The sequence below is a fragment of the Paraburkholderia sp. Cpub6 genome (genome assembly GCF_014201065.1).
Classification (GTDB): Bacteria; Pseudomonadota; Gammaproteobacteria; order Burkholderiales; family Burkholderiaceae; genus Paraburkholderia; species Paraburkholderia tuberum.
Genome location: NZ_JACHDM010000020.1, coordinates 103,529 through 121,142 on the forward strand (window position 1 = coordinate 103,529; position 17,614 = coordinate 121,142).

13 protein-coding genes are annotated in these 17,614 nt (G+C 64.2%); 8 read left to right on the top strand and 5 right to left on the bottom strand.

The window, feature by feature from the left end:
- Nucleotides 1-85: 85 nt before the first annotated feature.
- Both HDG33_RS27145 and HDG33_RS27150 read left to right on the top strand, forming a co-directional pair.
- The gene (locus HDG33_RS27145; protein WP_184036286.1) at nt 86-1,123 is read left to right on the top strand and encodes a DUF1338 domain-containing protein; all 1,038 of its coding nucleotides are present in this window, start codon (nt 86-88) and stop codon (nt 1,121-1,123) included.
- 63 nt (nt 1,124-1,186) lie between these two features.
- Nucleotides 1,187-4,159, top strand: a complete 2,973-nt coding sequence (locus tag HDG33_RS27150) for an FAD-binding and (Fe-S)-binding domain-containing protein (protein ID WP_184036348.1) — start codon at nt 1,187-1,189, stop codon at nt 4,157-4,159.
- Between the two features lie 23 nt (nt 4,160-4,182).
- Here the strand turns inward: HDG33_RS27150 and HDG33_RS27155 are convergent, their stop codons facing one another.
- On the bottom strand, nt 4,183-4,818 hold the full coding sequence (locus HDG33_RS27155) for a helix-turn-helix domain-containing protein (RefSeq protein WP_184036289.1): 636 nt from the start codon (nt 4,816-4,818) through the stop codon (nt 4,183-4,185).
- A gap of 197 nt (nt 4,819-5,015) precedes the next feature.
- A complete protein-coding gene (locus HDG33_RS27160) occupies nt 5,016-5,837 on the bottom strand; it encodes an oxaloacetate decarboxylase (RefSeq protein WP_184036292.1) in 822 nt (273 codons plus the stop codon).
- A gap of 261 nt (nt 5,838-6,098) precedes the next feature.
- Here HDG33_RS27160 and HDG33_RS27165 point away from each other — a divergent pair, with 261 nt between their 5' ends.
- Nucleotides 6,099-6,410: a hypothetical protein gene (locus HDG33_RS27165; RefSeq protein WP_184036295.1), complete on the top strand. Its 312-nt coding sequence runs from the start codon at nt 6,099-6,101 to the stop codon at nt 6,408-6,410.
- 188 nt (nt 6,411-6,598) lie between these two features.
- Here HDG33_RS27165 and HDG33_RS27170 read toward each other — a convergent pair whose 3' ends face one another.
- From HDG33_RS27170 to HDG33_RS27180, 3 genes are all read right to left on the bottom strand, one after another.
- Nucleotides 6,599-6,907 (bottom strand): DUF4148 domain-containing protein, encoded by a 309-nt coding sequence (locus HDG33_RS27170; protein ID WP_184036298.1) that lies wholly within the window; start codon nt 6,905-6,907, stop codon nt 6,599-6,601.
- Nucleotides 6,908-7,099: 192 nt separating this feature from the next.
- Nucleotides 7,100-8,194 carry an aldose epimerase family protein gene (locus HDG33_RS27175; RefSeq protein ID WP_184036301.1) on the bottom strand — a complete coding sequence of 365 codons (1,095 nt, stop codon included), beginning with the start codon at nt 8,192-8,194 and terminating at the stop codon, nt 7,100-7,102.
- A gap of 33 nt (nt 8,195-8,227) precedes the next feature.
- Entirely contained in the window at nt 8,228-9,448 is a 1,221-nt protein-coding gene (locus HDG33_RS27180) for a DNA-binding transcriptional regulator (RefSeq protein WP_184036304.1), read from the bottom strand.
- Nucleotides 9,449-9,717: 269 nt separating this feature from the next.
- Between HDG33_RS27180 and xylA the strand changes: the two genes are divergently transcribed.
- The 5 genes from xylA (at nt 9,718) to HDG33_RS27205 (ending at nt 17,609) form a co-directional block, all read left to right on the top strand.
- Nucleotides 9,718-11,040 (top strand): xylose isomerase, encoded by a 1,323-nt coding sequence (gene xylA / locus HDG33_RS27185; protein ID WP_184036307.1) that lies wholly within the window; start codon nt 9,718-9,720, stop codon nt 11,038-11,040.
- A gap of 130 nt (nt 11,041-11,170) precedes the next feature.
- A complete protein-coding gene (xylF, locus tag HDG33_RS27190; RefSeq protein WP_184036310.1) occupies nt 11,171-12,199 on the top strand; it encodes a D-xylose ABC transporter substrate-binding protein in 1,029 nt (342 codons plus the stop codon).
- A gap of 93 nt (nt 12,200-12,292) precedes the next feature.
- Nucleotides 12,293-13,852: a D-xylose ABC transporter ATP-binding protein gene (gene xylG / locus HDG33_RS27195; RefSeq protein WP_184036313.1), complete on the top strand. Its 1,560-nt coding sequence runs from the start codon at nt 12,293-12,295 to the stop codon at nt 13,850-13,852.
- Entirely contained in the window at nt 13,849-15,048 is a 1,200-nt protein-coding gene (locus HDG33_RS27200; protein ID WP_184036316.1) for a sugar ABC transporter permease, read from the top strand. Before xylG ends, HDG33_RS27200 begins: the two co-directional genes overlap by 4 nt.
- Nucleotides 15,049-15,338: 290 nt before the next feature.
- Nucleotides 15,339-17,609 (top strand): xanthine dehydrogenase family protein molybdopterin-binding subunit, encoded by a 2,271-nt coding sequence (locus HDG33_RS27205; RefSeq protein WP_184036319.1) that lies wholly within the window; start codon nt 15,339-15,341, stop codon nt 17,607-17,609.
- The last annotated feature ends 5 nt before the right edge of the window (nt 17,610-17,614 follow it).

A 17,614-nucleotide genomic window follows, 5' to 3' on the forward strand; every position in this document is an offset into this window, starting at 1 on the left:
CTTTACGGGGCGCAGCGCATTTCGAATAATCTCGCCCGTTATGAGGCGCTCGTGCAGCGCTCAACGTATAGCGTGGAGAAGCCGGATGCGAAACCTGAAGAATGCGAACGTCGAACAACTACTGGTGAAGCTGCTGGGCGCGGAGAAAGCCGCGCGCCTGTTTGCGACGCTGAATCATCCGCGTGTGTTGAACGAGTGGGAAAGCGGCAGCGTCACGCGCGCCGAACTCGCACAGGCGATGAACATGGCGCTGTTCGACGATCTGCTCGCGCGCTCGGAAAACGGCCGCCGCTATACGGAGGAAACCGTCGCCGCCGGCGGCAGCGTGTACTTCGATCATGGCGCGCTGCGCACCGTGCGCTGGCCGCACAGCGGCGCGCTGCCGCCCGGCGAGGCCGCGTTCGCGCGCATCCTGCGGCCGCTCGGCTTTCGGATCAACGGCCGTTACCCGCTCGATCGTCTCGGCATGACCGGCCGCGCGTGGGCGCATGAGGACGCCGCCGACGAGATCGCGCAGTTCTTCGTCAGCGAACTGCACCCGGAGCGTTTTTCCGCGGCGCTCCAGCAGGCGGTGACGAACGTGATCGGTGCCTCGCGCGATCCGTTGACGCCGCGCGCCCATGGCCTCTTGTGGGAACTCGAACGCGATGGCGTGCTGCCGCTCGATGCGGCGCAGGAGTTGCTACCGGTGATCGTCGGTGCGTTCGCGCGTCAGCACGAGATGCCACGCGAAGCCGATTACGAAGTATTGTTGAAGGAATCGGCGGAGATGGCGTGGATCGCGACCGAAGGTAACGCGTTCAATCACGCGACCGATCGCGTCGCGGACGTCTTCAAGCTGTCGGACGAACAGAAGGCGAAGGGTCGGCCGATGAAGCCCGAAGTCGAGCATTCGCGTTCCGGCCGCGTGTTCCAGACCGCGTATCGCGCGGATGTCGTGCAGCGTGAATTTCGCGCGGCCGACGGCAGCGTCGTCACGCGCGACGTGCCGGGCTCGTTCTACGAATTCATTACGCGCAAGCGCAGTTTCGATCAGGACGCGCGCCGCTGGGAAACGGACCTGCGTTTCGACGCGGGCAACGCACAGGGCATCTTCCGGATGACCGCGAGCCAGGCGGCCTAAGCGCTTACGGCGGCGCGAGCGCCGGCATCGCAGACGAGGTGCGCAGTGGGGACGTCATTGTCATTGGATGAAGAGCGGCGGGTTGGCGCGCAGCGGGGCGCTTTGCATGAACCGCGTGTCGCCACGCCTTTCCCGGCCAGCGCGGAGCTATTGCAGGCGCTCGAAAGCGACCTGCGCCAGCACGTGCGCGGCGAGGTGCGATTCGATCAGGGTTCCAAAGCATTGTACGCATCGGATGCGTCGAACTATCGGCAAGTCCCGCTCGGTGTCGTGGTGCCGGCCGATATCGACGATCTGCTCGCAACGCTCGCCGCATGCCGTCGCCACGACGTGCCGTTTCTCGCGCGCGGTGGCGGCACGTCGCAGAACGGCCAATGCGTGAACGTCGCGGTCGTGGCCGACGCGAGCAAGTATCTGAACCGCGTCGTCTCGATCGATCCGCTCGCGGGCGTCGCGGTCGTCGAGCCGGGCGTGGTGTGCGACTCCTTGCGCGATGCCGCCGAACAGCACGGCCTCACGTTCGCCCCCGATCCCGCCACGCATAGCCGCTGCACGCTCGGCGGCATGATCGCGAACAACTCGTGCGGCGCGCATTCGGTGATGGCCGGTAAGACCGTCGAGAACATCGAAGCGCTCGAAATCGCGACCTTCGACGGCGCGCGTTTCTGGGTCGGCCCGACCTCCGGGGAAGAACTCGAACGCATCATCGCGGCGGGTGGCCGACAAGGCGAAATCTACGCGGCGCTCAAGCAACTGCGCGACACCTACGCCGAACGGATTCGCGCGAAATTCCCGCAGATCAAGCGGCGCGTGTCGGGCTTCAATCTCGATCAACTGCTGCCGGAAAACGGCTTCAACGTCGCGCGTGCGCTCGTCGGTAGCGAAGGCACGTGCGCGGTCACGTTGCAGGCGAAAGTGAGGCTCGTGAAGAGTCCGGCCAGGCGCGTGATCGTCGTGGTCGGCTTTACCGACATCTATACGGCGGCGGATGCGGTGCCGCATTTCATGCGCTGCGGGCCGATCGCAGTCGAGGGACTCGACCGCGCGATCATTCGCGGCTTGCAGGCGCGCGGCCTGAAGAAGGACGAGATCGCACTGCTGCCCGAAGGCGATGCGTGGGTCGTGCTCGAATTCGGCGCGGACACACAGGACGAGGTGCTGCAACAGGCACGCGACGCGGCCGCGTATTTCCAATCGGGCGCGGCCGGGCCGCAAATCTCGACGATGCTCGTCGAAGATCGCGCCTTGCAGGCGAAGGTGTGGTCGATTCGCGAGACGGGGGCGTCGGCGGTCGCGTTGTCAGTGGATCGCGACAAGCCCGATCCGGTCGTCGGCTGGGAAGACGCGGCGGTCGATCCGCTGCGGCTCGGCGATTATCTGCGCGCGTTTCAGGCGCTCGTCGATCGCCATGGCTACGAGACGAGCCTGTACGGCCATTTCGGCGACGGCTGCGTGCACGCGCGCATCACAGTCGATCTGCGCAGCGCGGAAGGTATCGCGACGTGGCGCGGGTTCTTGCGCGAAGCGGCGGAACTGGTGGTCGAATTCGGCGGCTCGCTGTCGGGCGAACACGGCGATGGTCAGGCGAAGGCCGAGTTTCTGCCGATCATGTACGGCCCCGAGCTGATGCAGGCGATGGAGCAGTTCAAGGCGATCTGGGACCCGGCGAATCGTCTGAATCCGGGCAAAGTCGTGCATGCATACCGCGCCGACGAAAACCTGCGCATGGGCCCTGCGTACAAGCCGGTGACGCTGCATACGAAGCTCGCGTTCGCGAGCCAGGAAGGCGACGGCTTTCAGCGTGCGATCGAACGCTGCATCGGCATGGGCAAATGCCGCTCGCTCGAAGGCGGCACGATGTGTCCGAGCTATCGCGGCACGCGCGAGGAAAAGTACTCGACGCGCGGGCGTGCGCATCTGTTCTGGGAAATGCTGCAAGGCGACGTGATCGCCGACGGCTGGAACAGCCGCGAAGTGAAAGAAGCGCTCGATACCTGCCTCGCGTGCAAGGGCTGCAAGTCCGATTGCCCGACGCATACGGACATGGCGTCGTACAAGGCGGAGTTCCTTTCCCACTACTATGAGAACAATCGTCGGCCGCGTCAGGCGCTGTTCATGGGGCGGATCGGCGAATGGGCACCGTGGGCCGCGCGTTTTCCGCACGTGACGAACTTTCTGACGACGGCGCCCGTTTTGTCCGCGCTCGGCAAATGGATCGCGGGCGTGGCGCAGACGCGTGCGTTGCCGCGGTTCGCCGCTGCAACTTATAGACGGAGTGCGTCGTCGCAAGCATCCGCGATTCATGCGCTCGACGGCGACGCAAAGAAGGTGATCCTGTGGGTCGATACATTCAACGACCACTTCACGCCCGAGATCGCGCAGGCCGCCGCTGAGGTGCTCACGCAACTCGGCTGGCACGTCGTATTGCCGAAGCAACGTTTGTGTTGCGGGCGTCCGCTGTACGACTTCGGCCTGCTCGAACGCGCGCACGAGCTGCTCACGCATATCGTCGACGACCTCGCGGACGACATCGCCGCCGGCGTGCCGCTGGTCGGTCTGGAACCTGGCTGTCTATCGGTCTTCAAGGACGAGTTGCTGAAGCAACTCCCCGATCATGCGTTGGCGAAGAAGCTGTCCGCGCAAACATATCTGTTTGCCGAATTCGTCGCGCGTCAGCCGTTCGAGTGGCCGACGCTCGCGGCCGATGTGATCGTGCATGGCCATTGTCATCAGAAGGCGCTATTCGGCATGCAGGGCGATACGGCGTTGCTGAACAAGCTCGGCGTCAAATGGAAGCTGCTCGATACCGGCTGCTGCGGGATGGCGGGATCGTTCGGCTTCAACATCGAGCATCACGCGTTGTCGGAAAAGATCGGCGAGGACATGTTTGAGGCCGTGCGCGATGCTATGGCGGCGAATGCGGAAACGATCGTGCTGACCAACGGCTTCAGTTGTCGCGAGCAGATCGAGCACGGCACGGGGCGACACGCACTGCATATCGCGCAACTCGCGCAACGGGCGCTGGCGGCGCGCTGAGTGCGCGCGCCGTGCAGGGCGCGCTATTTCCTCGCTGACTCGTTCGCGGCAGGCGGTGTATGCGGAAGGTCCGCATTGGTCGCCATCCACAAGACTTCGGCGTCTTCCTCGCTGGTCGACACCGCCGCGTGACCCGTGCGGCTGTCGAAGTAGAGGCTGTCGCCCGTGTTCAGATGTGTCGGCGCGTACAGCTCCGAATAGAGGCACACGCTACCGCTGATCACGTAGAGAAACTCCTCGCCTTCGTGGCGGCCCCAGTCGTCGAATGCGTCGAGCGTGTGCGCCGAGATGCGGATGCGAAACGGCAGCATCGCCTTGTGCGCCAGGTCGGTGGCGAGCAACTCCATCTGATAGCCGCGATAAGCGTGGCGCTGGCCTTCGTTCTTGCGCGTCAGCGCGCGCCGGCCGCTCGCGCTGACTTTCGGCGTCGAGCCGAACAGTTCGCCAATTTCGATCTTCAGGCCCAGCACGATTTTTTGCAGCACGTCGAACGTGGGGGACATCAGGCCGTTTTCGACCTTCGACAGCGTCGAGCGCGAGACACCGCACAGGCGGCTCGCGGTTTCGAGCGTCAGATCCTGCGCTTGACGGGCGGCGCGCACGCGCCGGCCGAGATCGGTGGAGGACGTGTCGGCGGATTTGGTGAGGTGGGTGTCCATGAGGCTTGCTGCTGGTCGGGTATGCGCTTGATTGGGCGAATAATGTTTCCGATCATAACATTTGGCGTGGCCGGGGCCTTTGTACGCCGATTCAGGCGTTCGTGCGCTTTTCTCATCGGAAACGTCGCGGCTTTTCCGATGAGTTCGACGCAGCGTGGCGATCTCAAGTTGATGAGGCGTCCTTTGCGCGGCGTTTTTCACGCGCTGCGATTGAAAAGCTCATTGAGCTGCGTGCCCGCCGTCGCGCCGGTGAAGTCGAAGCGGCCATCGGCCAGCGCCTGAGCGGCGTGCATGAAGCCACCCCACGCCGCGCGCGCGAGCCCGCCGCCGACGCTGATCCGGCGCACGCCGAGCGCGGCCACGTCCTGCAACGTCAGGGTCGATGTCGAGCCGATCAGCAGATTGACGGGCTTCGGCGCGACGGCCGCGACCACCGCTTCGATCTGCTCGCGCGTCTGGATGCCGGGCGCATACAGGCAGTCGGCGCCCGCCGCCGCATAGGCCTTCAGACGGGCGATGGCATCGTCGAGATCGGGCTTGCCGGCGAAGAAATTCTCCGCGCGGCCGACGAGGAGCGTGTCGCCGCCGTTCTGATCGATTGCACGGCGGGCCGCGCTGAGCCGCTGCACGGCGACGTCGACCGGAAACAGCGGCGCGGCGGGGTTGCCGGTCGAGTCTTCGATCGACAGACCCGCGACGCCCGTTTCCACCGCGAGCGTCACGCTCTCGGCGACTTCTTCCGGGTCGCGGCCGAAGCCGTTCTCGAAGTCGGCGTTGACCGGCAGATCGGTCGCGTCGACGATTGCGCGCAGGTGCGCGAGGATCGTTTCGCGCGGCAATGTGTTGTCCGCATGTCCGGTCGACCACGCAAAACCGGAACTCGTCGTCGCGAGCGCCTTGAAGCCGAGTGTATGCAGATAACGGGCGCTGCCCGCGTCCCACGGATTGGGCAGCACGAAACAGCCAGACGAGTGCAGCGCGCGGAAAGCGGCGCGTTTTTCAGCGGCGGTGCGGGGCATCGCATGTCTCCTTGGTGTGAGGGAGCGGCTCCCTCGTTGAGGGGAAAACGCCGCGCCAACTGTTGCGCAGGCGAATCGGCATTCACCAGGGGAGAGTCTATGTCCATATCGAAACCGTGGTTGATGAAATGGGTGGCGACTTTCACAGACGTTTCCAATCATTCAAAATGACGACAGGCGAAGAAGTCGGTTCAGAGATGCGAAGGGCCGCGTGGGAAGACGGCATTCGCGACGAGGTCATTTCCCCAAAGGAGGCGCAACATGAACATCGCGACCCAGATGCGGTCGATCCCTGCCGTGTTGGTGCTCACGCTCGTTGGCTGCGCCGCCGGCGGCGGGAATGGCGGCGCGCAAACGCATCTGAGTGCAACGCAATGCCGCGATCTGACCGACCTCAGGAACAAGGCACCGGCCACGCACCAGCGGAGCATGAGCGAACTGACAGCGCTGCAGCAAGCGGGCTACCATCCTGAACGACGCTTTGATCCTGACTATCCGGCGAGTCTCGAGCGCGCGCAGAGGCAGGTGGACATCTGGTATCAGGCGGAATGCCCGCAGGCACGGGCTGGGTGAATCTGCCGCGGCGTCAGAATTGGCGGTACGTTGTTAGTGCCGCATAAACGTAAAGAGCGGGCGCATGCCTTGAAAACATGCGCCCGCTTCATATCGGTTCGAAACGGCGAAAACCGCAAAGAGGGGAAAGGGCCGTTAACTCGAGAATCTTTCCTCGCTACGGACATTCGCCGTACGTTCGCGACTCGTCACTGACCGTCCGGATTGACCCACATCGGATGATGGCCCGCTTGCGATGATCCGCCCATCGACGACCCATAGCCAGACGTGTCGCCTTGGCCCTTCGCCTTCATCGCGGAGACGCGTGCCTCGGCCGCCTGGATATCCGCGGGATACTGGGCATCGAGCACGATGGCCGGGTTATAGCCAGTCTGTTCGAGTTGCTGCACCTCTGCCTTGACTTCGGCCCGCGTGATCGGCTGTTCCGATTGCGCGAACGACGCGACCGGCGCAGCGATCAGGGCCGTAAGCGCAACTGCCTGGATAAGCGATTTCATGATGTTTCCCTCCGTAGTTGTCTATCCGGCACCGCAGCGATACCGGTGCCATAAGCGCAGTCTAGAGGGGGGTGAACTTGGGGAAAACCACTAGCCGACTAATTCAGTATTGCAAAGAACGGGTAGTCGGCGAGCTGTAATCTCGCCGTCGCGGGTTCTCGTAAAACAGCGCGAAAGCGGCCGTCAATCTGGTCACACACCTTTGCGCACATCGACGCGATAACTCGTGATTTGCCGATAAGTATCTCCGGGTCGCACGATCACTTCGTTCTGCCCGGTCATATTGACCTCGTTCGGGAAACCGCCCGCCTCGAGGCACAAGCCGGCGTGCCGTTGATAGCGGACACCGCCGCGTCCCGGGTTGCCGTTCAACGCGTTGCCCGTGTAAAACTGCAAGCCCTGCTGATCGGTCGCGACGGTCAGTTCGCGTCCGCTGCCCGGATCGTATGCACAGGCGACTTCGCGCAGCGGCGGCGCGTGGCCGTCGTTGCCCTGCATCGCGTTTGCCGGCGCCTCGCGCAGCACGTAGCAATGATCGAAGCCGCCGGCGCGCGCGAGTTGCGCGTGCGGCCAGTCGAGCCGGCCGCCGATCGGCGCGCTCTGCCGGAAGTCGAATGCGTTGCCCGCGACGTCGGCGAGCTTGCACGGAATCATCGTCGCGTCGACTTCGAAAAAGCGCTCGGCGTCGATCGACAGCACGTGGCCGCGAATGTCGGTGCCCGCGCGCCCGGTCAGGTTGAAGTACGGATGGCTCGTCAGATTGAGCGGCGTCGGCGCGTCGGTGATCGCTTCGTAGCCGATTGTCAGCGTGCCGTCGTCGTCGAGCGAATAGCGTACTTGCACCGTCACGTTGCCCGGAAAACCGGCATCGCCTTCGGGCGACTCGAGCCGCATCAGCAACGCGCCGTCGTCCTCGGCGACCTCCCACAACGCCCGATGAAAACCGACCGTGCCGCCGTGCAGCAGATTCGGACCTTCGTTGCGATCGAGCGTGTACTCGATGCCGTCGAGCGAAAAGCGCGCGCCCGCAATGCGATTCGCCCAGCGGCCGATCAGTCCGCCCATGTAGGTCGAGGCCGCCACGTATTCGGCGGGCGTGTCGTGACCCAGCAGAATATCGCCGAGACGTCCGGCGCGATCCGGTGCGTGCCACGAAACCAGCGTCGCGCCGAGGTCGCTGATGGCGACTTTCATGCCGTGCGCGTTGCGCAACGTGTAAAGCCGTACGCGATCGCCGCCCTGCAGCGTGCCCCACGGCTCGGAAGAGAGTTGTGCGATGCTGATCATGTGGTCAGTGCGAAGAAAAAATAGAAAGCATGCTCAGCCAGCGGTTTTGGCCTTCGGGCCCACGCGCTCCTGGTATTCGCGCGGCGTGCAGCCGAGTTCGCGGCGAAATACCGCGTACATGTATTGCAACGACGTGAAGCCGCAACGGATCGCGACTTCCGCGCTCGACGCATCGCGTTTCGCGAGCAGCGACTTCGCGACGTCGAGCTTGTGGCGCAGGATCTCCTGATGCACGGTGCACTGCCGCTCGCGCCGGAAATACTCTTCGAGCGACGAACGCGACACGCCCACATAGTCGGCCACCTGCTCGGTGCGGATGCCCTGGCACGCGTACTGGCGAATGAAATGGCGGGCGCGCATCACGTATGGACTCGCGAGCGGCTGATGCCGCGTCGATTCGAGCACGTTGATGCCGACCGGCGGCACCAGAATGCGGCGCCCCGGAAAGCGCGCGCCGTGCAGCATCTGATGCAGGATGTGCGCGGCGGTACGGCCCATTTCCTCGGTACCCTGGATCACCGACGACAGCGGAATGCGCGTCAGCGTCCGCGTGAGCGGATCGTTGTCGATGCCGATGATCGCGACTTCCTCGGGCACCGGAATGCCCGCGATCAGACATGCCTGCAGCAAATGCCGCGCACGCGCGTCGGTCACCGCGATGATGCCGACCGGCTTCGGCAGTTGCCGCAGCCAGGTGGTCAGTTGTTCGATGGCCTGGTTCCAGGACGGCGCGCTCGTCGACAGACCGCGATAGATCTCGCTATCGATCTGCGCCGTGCTGCGTCCGTTGGCGCTGCGCAGATTCGCGAAGGCGAGTTCGCGCTGTTGCGCCCAACGGTTTTCCTGCGCCTGCGGCAGGCTGTACAGCGCGAAGTTTTCGAGGCCCGCGCCGATCAGGTGCGTGTACGCGAGCGACACGAGCTTGCTGTTGTCGGTCGCGATATAGGGTAAATCCGGGGGGTACTGCGTCGGGTCCTCGTACGACGAACCGACCGCGACCACCGGCAGTGGACAGTCGCGCAGGGCTTCGTCGACGGCGGGATCGTCGAAGTCCGCGATGATGCCGTCGCCGTCGAAGCGCTGGATACCCGCGAGCCGGCAGCGGAAGTCTTCTTCGAGGAAGAGATCCCATGCGACGCGCGTCGACAGCAGGTAGTTGCCGATGCCCGTGATGATCTCGCGATCGTAGACCTTGTTCGCGTTGAACAGCAGCGCGATGCGATGGGTTGTCTGAGGTGCTTGTGGACGGGTCATGGCGGTGAGCGGCGGGTGGATCGATGGACCACGCGCCTTTGTCTCCATTGTGTCGGGTGCCTGGGAGCAACCCCTTTTTAAGCGTCTGGTTATTCTAGGCGCCGAATCGCGCGACGGCAGTAAACAAACGCGCGGGCGGTAAGAAACATCAAGCGCGCTGCGCAATTTCGCAATTGCCGGCACATCGTGCAAGCGGCAGCATGGCGTCACTTTGTCGGCCTGCGCGGCTTCTCGCGTGGGTTGCAACGCAGCATACATTGGAGACGCCGATGTCCTACTTCGAACACATTCCGGAAATTCGTTACGAAGGTCCGCAATCGGACAACCCGCTCGCGTATCGTCACTACGACAAAACGAGGAAGGTACTCGGCAAGACGCTCGAGGAACATCTGCGTATCGCCGTCTGCTACTGGCATACCTTCGTATGGCCCGGCATCGATATCTTCGGTCAGGGCGCGTTCCGGCGGCCGTGGCAGCAACCCGGCGACGCAATGGAGCGAGCGCTGCAAAAGGCCGACGCCGCGTTCGAATTTTTCTCGAAGCTCGGCACGCCGTACTACACGTTCCACGATACCGACGTCGCGCCCGAAGGCGCGAGCGTGAAGGAATACAGCGAGAACTTCCTGCGCGTGTCCGACTACCTCGCGCGCAAGCAGCAGGATACCGGTGTCAAATTGCTGTGGGGCACCGCGAATCTGTTTTCGCATCCGCGTTACGCGGCCGGCGCCGCGACCAATCCGAATCCGGAGGTTTTCGCCTTTGCCGCGACCCAGGTGCGTCATGCACTCGACGCGACGCTGCGCCTCGGCGGTGAAAACTACGTGTTGTGGGGTGGCCGCGAAGGCTACGACACGCTGCTGAACACCGACCTCGTGCGCGAGCGCGAGCAGTTCGCGCGCTTCCTGCACATGGTGGTCGAACACAAGCACCAGATCGGTTTCAAGGGCGCGCTGCTGATCGAGCCGAAGCCGCAGGAGCCCACCAAGCATCAATACGACTACGACGTCGCGACCGTGCACGGCTTCCTGCTGCAGCACGGCCTTGACAAGGAGATTCGCGTCAACATCGAGGCGAATCACGCGACGCTCGCGGGGCACTCGTTCCATCACGAGATTGCGACCGCATTTGCGCTCGGCATCTTCGGTAGCGTCGATGCGAATCGCGGCGATCCGCAAAATGGCTGGGACACCGACCAATTTCCCAACAGCGTCGAGGAACTCACGCTGGCCTTCTACGAAATCCTGCGCCACGGCGGTTTCACGAGCGGCGGCATGAACTTCGATGCGAAGGTGCGGCGCCAGAGTGTCGATGCGGAAGACCTGTTTTATGGCCACGTCGGCGCGATCGACAACCTCGCGCTAGGCCTCGAACGCGCCGCGGTGCTGGTCGAAAACGAGCGCCTCGAGCAGTTCAAGCGGCAACGCTACGCGGGCTGGGATGGCGAGTTCGGCCGCAAGATCCTGTCCGGCGACTACTCGCTGTCGACGCTTGCGGCGGACACGCTGGCGCGCGATCTGAATCCGCGGCATGTGAGCGGGCAACAGGAACACATGGAAAACATCGTAAATCAGGCGATTTATAGCGGACGTTGAATAAAGATCGCGCGGCCACGTCGACCGCGCGCACCAGCAAGCTGTGGGTTGTCGCTTGTCCGAGTCTGCGGCTCGCAGCGCAGACCGATACGTCCGGTATTCCGGCTATCACTACACAAAGGAGACATCAATGAAATTTGCAATGCGTCGTAACGTCCTGAGTTCGCTGTTGTGCGGCGCGGTACTCGCCAGCCTGTCGCTCGCCGCGCCGCTCGCGCACGCCAGCAAGGCTCATCCGGAAATCGGCTTCTGTATCGACGATCTGCGCGTCGAGCGCTGGTCGCGCGATCGCGACTATTTCGTCGCCGCGGCGGAAAAGCTCGGCGCGAAGGTGTCGGTGCAATCGGCCGATGCGAGCGAAGAGCGTCAGATCTCGCAGATCGAAAACCTGATCTCGCGCGGCGTCGACGTGATTGTGATCGTGCCGTTCAACTCGAAGACGCTCGGCAACGTCGTGGCCGAAGCACGCAAAGCGGGCATCAAGGTCGTGTCGTATGACCGCCTGATTCTCGACGCCGATATCGACGCCTATATCTCGTTCGACAACGAGAAGGTCGGCGAGATGCAGGCGCAGGGCGTCTATGACGTGCGGCCGAAGGGCAACTACTTCCTGCTCGGCGGCGCACCGACCGACAACAATGCGAAGATGCTGCGCAAGGGCCAGTTGAAGGTGCTGCAACCGGCGATCGACAAGGGTGACATCAAGGTGGTCGGCCAGCAGTGGGTGCCGGAGTGGAGCGCATCGACCGCGCTGCGCATCATGGAAGACGCGCTGACCGCGAACAACAACAAGATCGACGCAGTCGTCGCGTCGAATGACGGCACCGCTGGCGGCGCGATCCAGGCACTCGCCGCGCAGGGCCTCGCCGGCAAGGTACCGATCTCGGGTCAGGATGCCGACCTCGCTGCCGTGAAGCGCGTGGCGGCCGGCACGCAGACGATGACGGTCTACAAGCCGCTGAAGCTGATCGCGAGCGAAGCGGCGAAGCTGTCGGTCGCGCTTGCCAAGGGTGACAAGCCGGCGTTCAACGCGCAATACGACAACGGCAAGAAGAAGGTCGATACGGTGCTGCTGCAGCCGACCAAGCTGACCAAGGCGAACCTCGACACCGTCGTGAAGGACGGCTTCTACACGCAAGAGCAACTCGCGAGCAAATAACACAGAGACGGGCTATGTGAACGCCACGCTCCCGGGTCATGGCGCCCGGGAGCGTGATCGAACATTGGCCCAACTTGCAGCGAGGCATAGCGAATGACGCAACCTGTTCTGACGATGCGCGGCATCGTCAAAGCTTTTTCCGGCGTGAAGGCGCTCGACGGCATCGATCTGACCGTATCGCCGGGCGAATGCGTGGGCCTGTGCGGCGAAAACGGCGCGGGCAAATCGACGCTGATGAAGGTGCTGTCCGGCGTGTATCCGCACGGTACGTGGGATGGCGAAATAACCTGGGAAGGCGAGACGCTGAAGGCCGCGAGCGTACGCGACACCGAACGCGCGGGCATCATCATCATCCACCAGGAACTGATGCTCGTGCCGGAGTTGTCGGTCGCGGAAAACATCTTTCTCGGCAACGAAATCACGCTGCCCGGCGGCCGCATGAACTACGCGGCGATGTATCAGCGTGCCGACGAACTGTTGCGCGAACTCGGCATCAGCGGCATCAACGCCGCGCAGCCCGTGATGAACTACGGGGGCGGCCATCAGCAACTGATCGAAATCGCGAAGGCGCTGAACAAGCGCGCGAAGCTGCTGATCCTCGACGAACCGTCGTCGTCGCTGACCGCCTCCGAAATCGCGATTCTGCTCGATATCGTGCGCGATCTGAAACGGCGCGGCATTGCCTGCGTGTACATTTCGCACAAGCTCGACGAAGTCGCGGCCGTCTGCGACACGATCAGCGTGATTCGCGACGGCCGCCATGTCGCGACCGAGCCGATGCACGCCCTGACGACCGAGCGGATCATCTCGCTGATGGTCGGCCGAGAGATCAAGAACCTGTTTCCGCGCGAGCCGCATCCGATCGGCGACGTGATCTTCGAAGCGCGCAACGTGACCTGTTTCGACGTGACGAATCCGCGCCGCAAGCGCGTGGACGACGTGTCGTTCTCGTTGCGGCGCGGCGAAATTCTCGGTGTCGCCGGGCTCGTCGGCGCGGGCCGCACCGAACTGATGCAGGCGATTTTCGGCGCGTATGCAGGCATCAGCGAGGCGCACGTCATGCTCGACGGCAAGCCGCTGAAAATTCGCGCGCCGATCGACGCGATTCGCGCCGGCATCGCGATGGTGCCCGAGGATCGCAAACGCCACGGCATCGTGCCCGGCATGAGCGTCGGCCATAACATCACGCTTGCGGTGTTGCAGCGTTTCGCGTCGGGCGGGCGTATCGATTCCGCGGCCGAACTCGACACGATTCAGACGGAAATGAAACGGCTTTCCGTGCGCGCCGCGAATCCGATGTTATCGATTGCAAGTCTGTCGGGCGGCAATCAGCAGAAGGCCGTGCTCACGCGCATGCTGCTGACCAACCCGACCGTGCTGATTCTCGACGAACCGACACGCGGCGTCGACGTCGGCGCCAAATACGAGATCTACAAGCTGATCTTCCAGCTGGCGCAGCGCGGCATGTCGATCGTGATGGTGTCGTCCGAATTGCCGGAAGTGCTCGGCATCAGCGACCGGGTGCTCGTGATCGGCGAGGGCGAGTTGCGCGGCGACTTCATCAACGACGGTCTCACGCAGGAAGACATTCTCGGCGCCGCGATCCGCCCCGTGCACCTATCTTCGAACCCAACCGCAGCGAGTGCCGCATGACTCCCGAAGTAACTTCCCAACGCACCGACAACGCCGCGCCGCGAGGCGCATTCGGCGGCACGCAACGGATCCAGCAACTGTTCGCGCGCTACAAGATTCTCGCGCTGCTGATCGCCGTCGCCGTGATCTGGATTTTCTTTTCGGCGCTCACGCACGGCGCGTTCGTCACGCCGCGCAATCTGTCGAATCTGCTGCGGCAGATGTCGATTACCGGCATGCTCGCGTGCGGCATGGTGTTCGTGATCATCGCCGGTGAAATCGATCTGTCGGTCGGTTCGCTGCTCGGTTTGCTCGGCGGCGTTGCGGCGATTCTCGACGTGAACCGGCACTGGCCGATCGGCGTGACGATTCCGGTCGTGTTGCTGCTCGGCATCGGGGTCGGCATGTTCAACGGCTGGTGGTCGACGTATCGGCGCGTGCCGTCGTTTATCGTCGGGCTCGGCGGCATGCTCGCGTATCGCGGCATTCTGCTCGGCATTACCGGAGGGTCGACGATCGCGCCGGTGTCGGACAGCTTCGTGTTCGTCGGCCAGGGCTATCTGCCGCGGCTCGCCGGCGACACGCTCGCCGTCGTGCTGTTCCTGCTGCTGGCATTCCTGACGATCCGCCAGCGCGCCAATCGGCAGCGTTATCAGTTGCGCGTCGTGCCGTTCTGGCAGGACGTCGCGAAGATGATCGGCGCAGGCGCGATTCTCGCCGGCTTCATCGCGATGCTCGACAGTTACGGCGGCATTCCGGTGCCGGTGTTGCTGCTGCTCGCGCTGCTCGGCGTCTTCACATGGATCGCGACGCAGACCGTGTTCGGACGCCGCATCTACGCGGTCGGCTCGAACCTCGAAGCGACGCGGCTGTCAGGTGTCAACACCGACCGCGTGAAGCTCGCGATCTTCGCGCTGATGGGGCTGATGTGCGCGTTTGCCGGCATCGTCAACACGGCGCGGCTCGCGGCCGGTTCGCCGTCGGCGGGCTCGATGGGCGAACTCGACGCGATCGCCGCGTGCTTTATCGGCGGCACCTCGATGCGCGGCGGCTCCGGCACCGTGTATGGCGCGCTGATCGGCGCGCTCGTCATGGCGAGCCTCGACAATGGCATGTCCATGCTCGACGTCGACGCGTACTGGCAGATGATCGTGAAGGGCGGCATCCTCGTGCTGGCCGTGTGGATCGACGTGGTGTCGGGTTCGAACCGCCGTTGATCCAGTCGCATGATCGCCTGATTGAATCAAGCGCAAGGTTCGCGGTGTGCCGGCGGTGACTTACGCCGGCACACCGCCGCCTCTGCGCGGTCGCAGTTAATGAAACACCCCACGACTTTCCCCCGCCGCTTTCAGTCCCCGCCTTCCCACGCCGCACGGCCGCTCGAGGTTCACGCGCGCATTTAAGTCTCACGCTCGCCGATTCGTCTTATTACTATTCGCAGACAAAGACGGGTGCATCGGCGCTGTCGCCGCTTTCCTACCATCGAGCCAGCCGAGCGAGCCATGCCATGTTGACGCGCAGAACCTTTCTGCTTGGCGGCGCCAGTGCGTTGGGCGGACTGCTGGTCGGCTGGGCCGTGGTGCCGCCGCGCCAGCGCCTGATGACGTCGACGCCGCTGCCGACGCAAGGCACGCAGGTCGCGCTAAACGGCTGGGTCAAGATCGACGCCGACAACCGCGTGACGATCATGGTGCCGAAGGCCGAAATGGGGCAGGGCATCCATACGGGGCTTGCGATGCTGCTCGCCGAGGAGCTCGACGCCGACTGGCCTCAGGTGAAAGTCGAAGAGGCGCCGATCGACCGGATCTACAACGCGGTGCAGAGCATCGTCGACGATCTGCCGTTTCGCCCCGACGACGACAGCTACATCCGCCGCGGCACCGTGTGGATCACGAGCAAGGCAGTGCGTGAGATCGGCACGATGATGACGGGCGGCTCCTCGAGCATGAACGATCTCTGGACGCCGATGCGCGAGGCCGGCGCGTCGGCGCGTGTGATGCTGATCGAGGCGGCGGCCGAGCGCTGGGACGTGCCGGTCCGCGAATGCCGCGCGGAAAAGGGCTACGTGCTGCACCCGTGGGGGCACAAGGCGACGTTCGGCGAGTTGTCGTTGATGGCCGCGCGCCAGCCGCTGCCGCGCAGCGTCGTCCTGAAGCAGCCGGCCGACTTCAGGCTGATCGGCCAGCCCGTGCGGCGCATCGAAGCCGCGTCGAAAATCGACGGTGCGGCGCGCTTCGGCATCGACGTGTTGCCCGACGGTTTGGTCTATGCAAGCGTCGTGATGTGTCCGACGCTCGGCGGCACGGTCGCGCATTTCGACGCGACGCCCGCGCAAAAGATACGGGGCTTCATCAAGGCGTTCGCCGTGCCGCCGTACGCGGGCGGCACCGGCGGCGTGGCCGTGATCGCGGACAACGCGTTTCGCGCGATGAGCGCGGTCGAGGCGATCAACGTGACCTGGCATGACGGCGCGGCCGCGAAGGTGTCGAGCGCGGCGGTGGACTGCCGCCTCGTCGAGGCGCTCGACCATACGGACGGCCACGTGTATTACCACGTCGGCAACGTCGACAACGCGATGAGTCGCGCGGCGCGCACGATCGAAGCGGTCTATCACGCGCCGTATCTCGCGCATGGCGCGGTCGAGCCGCTGAACTGCACGGTGCAGGTCGCGGACGGCGCAGCGACCGTCTGGGTGTCGACGCAGATGCCGCGGCTGGCGCGGCATCATGCGGCGAAAGTGCTCGGCCTCGACGTCGATCTCGTCGATGTACAGACGCAGTTGTTGGGCGGCGCGTTCGGCCGGCGCCTCGAACTCGATTTCGTCGCGCAGGCCGCGGCGATCGCGCGCGAGGCCGAGGGCCGTCCGGTGCAAACCATCTGGTCGCGCGCGCAGGACTTCACGCACGACTTCTACCGGCCCGCATGCGCGGCATGGCTTCAGGCCGGCTTCGACGAGCACGGCAAGCTGGTCGCCTGGCACGCGAAGTCGGCGGGTCAGGCGATCGTGCCGGATGCGCTCGCGCGTTACTACGGCGTGCCGCACATCCCGATCGACAAGACCACCTGCGAAGGCGCGTTCGATCAGCCCTACGAGTGGCCGGCCGCGCGCGTGTCGCACAAGATAGTCGAATTGCCGGTGCCGATCGGCTTCTGGCGCTCGGTCGGCCACTCGCATCAGGCCTTCTTCACCGAGAGCTTCACCGACGAAGCCGCCGCCGCGGCCGGCCAGGACCCGATCGCGTTTCGCGCGATGCTGCTCGCGCAGCATCCGCGTCATCTGGCAGTCCTGAAGCGTGTCGAGAAGTTGTCGGACTGGGGACGTCCGCTAAAACCCGCCGCCGATGGCGCACGTTGCGCTCGTGGCGTCGCGTTGCACGAGGCGTTCGGCAGCGTGGTCGCGCAGGTCGCGGAGGTGTCGATCGGCGCGAACCGGCAGATTCGCGTGCATCGGGTGGTGTGCGTGATCGATTGCGGCTTGCCGGTGAATCCGAATCTGATCCGTCAGCAGATGGAAGGCGGCATCGTGTTCGGGCTGTCGAGCGCGTTGCAGAACGAGATCACGATCGTCAACGGCCAGGTGCAGCAGAAGAACTTCGTGGACTTTCCGGTCGTGCGGATGAACGGGTGCCCTGCGATCGAAGTCGACATCATGCCGAGCCAGCTGCACCCGCAAGGTGTCGGCGAGCCGGGCGTGCCGCCGATCGCGCCGGCGGTGGGCAATGCGGTGTTCGCACTGACGGGGCAGCGTTTGCGGACGCTGCCGTTGCGGCTTGCATGACGGAC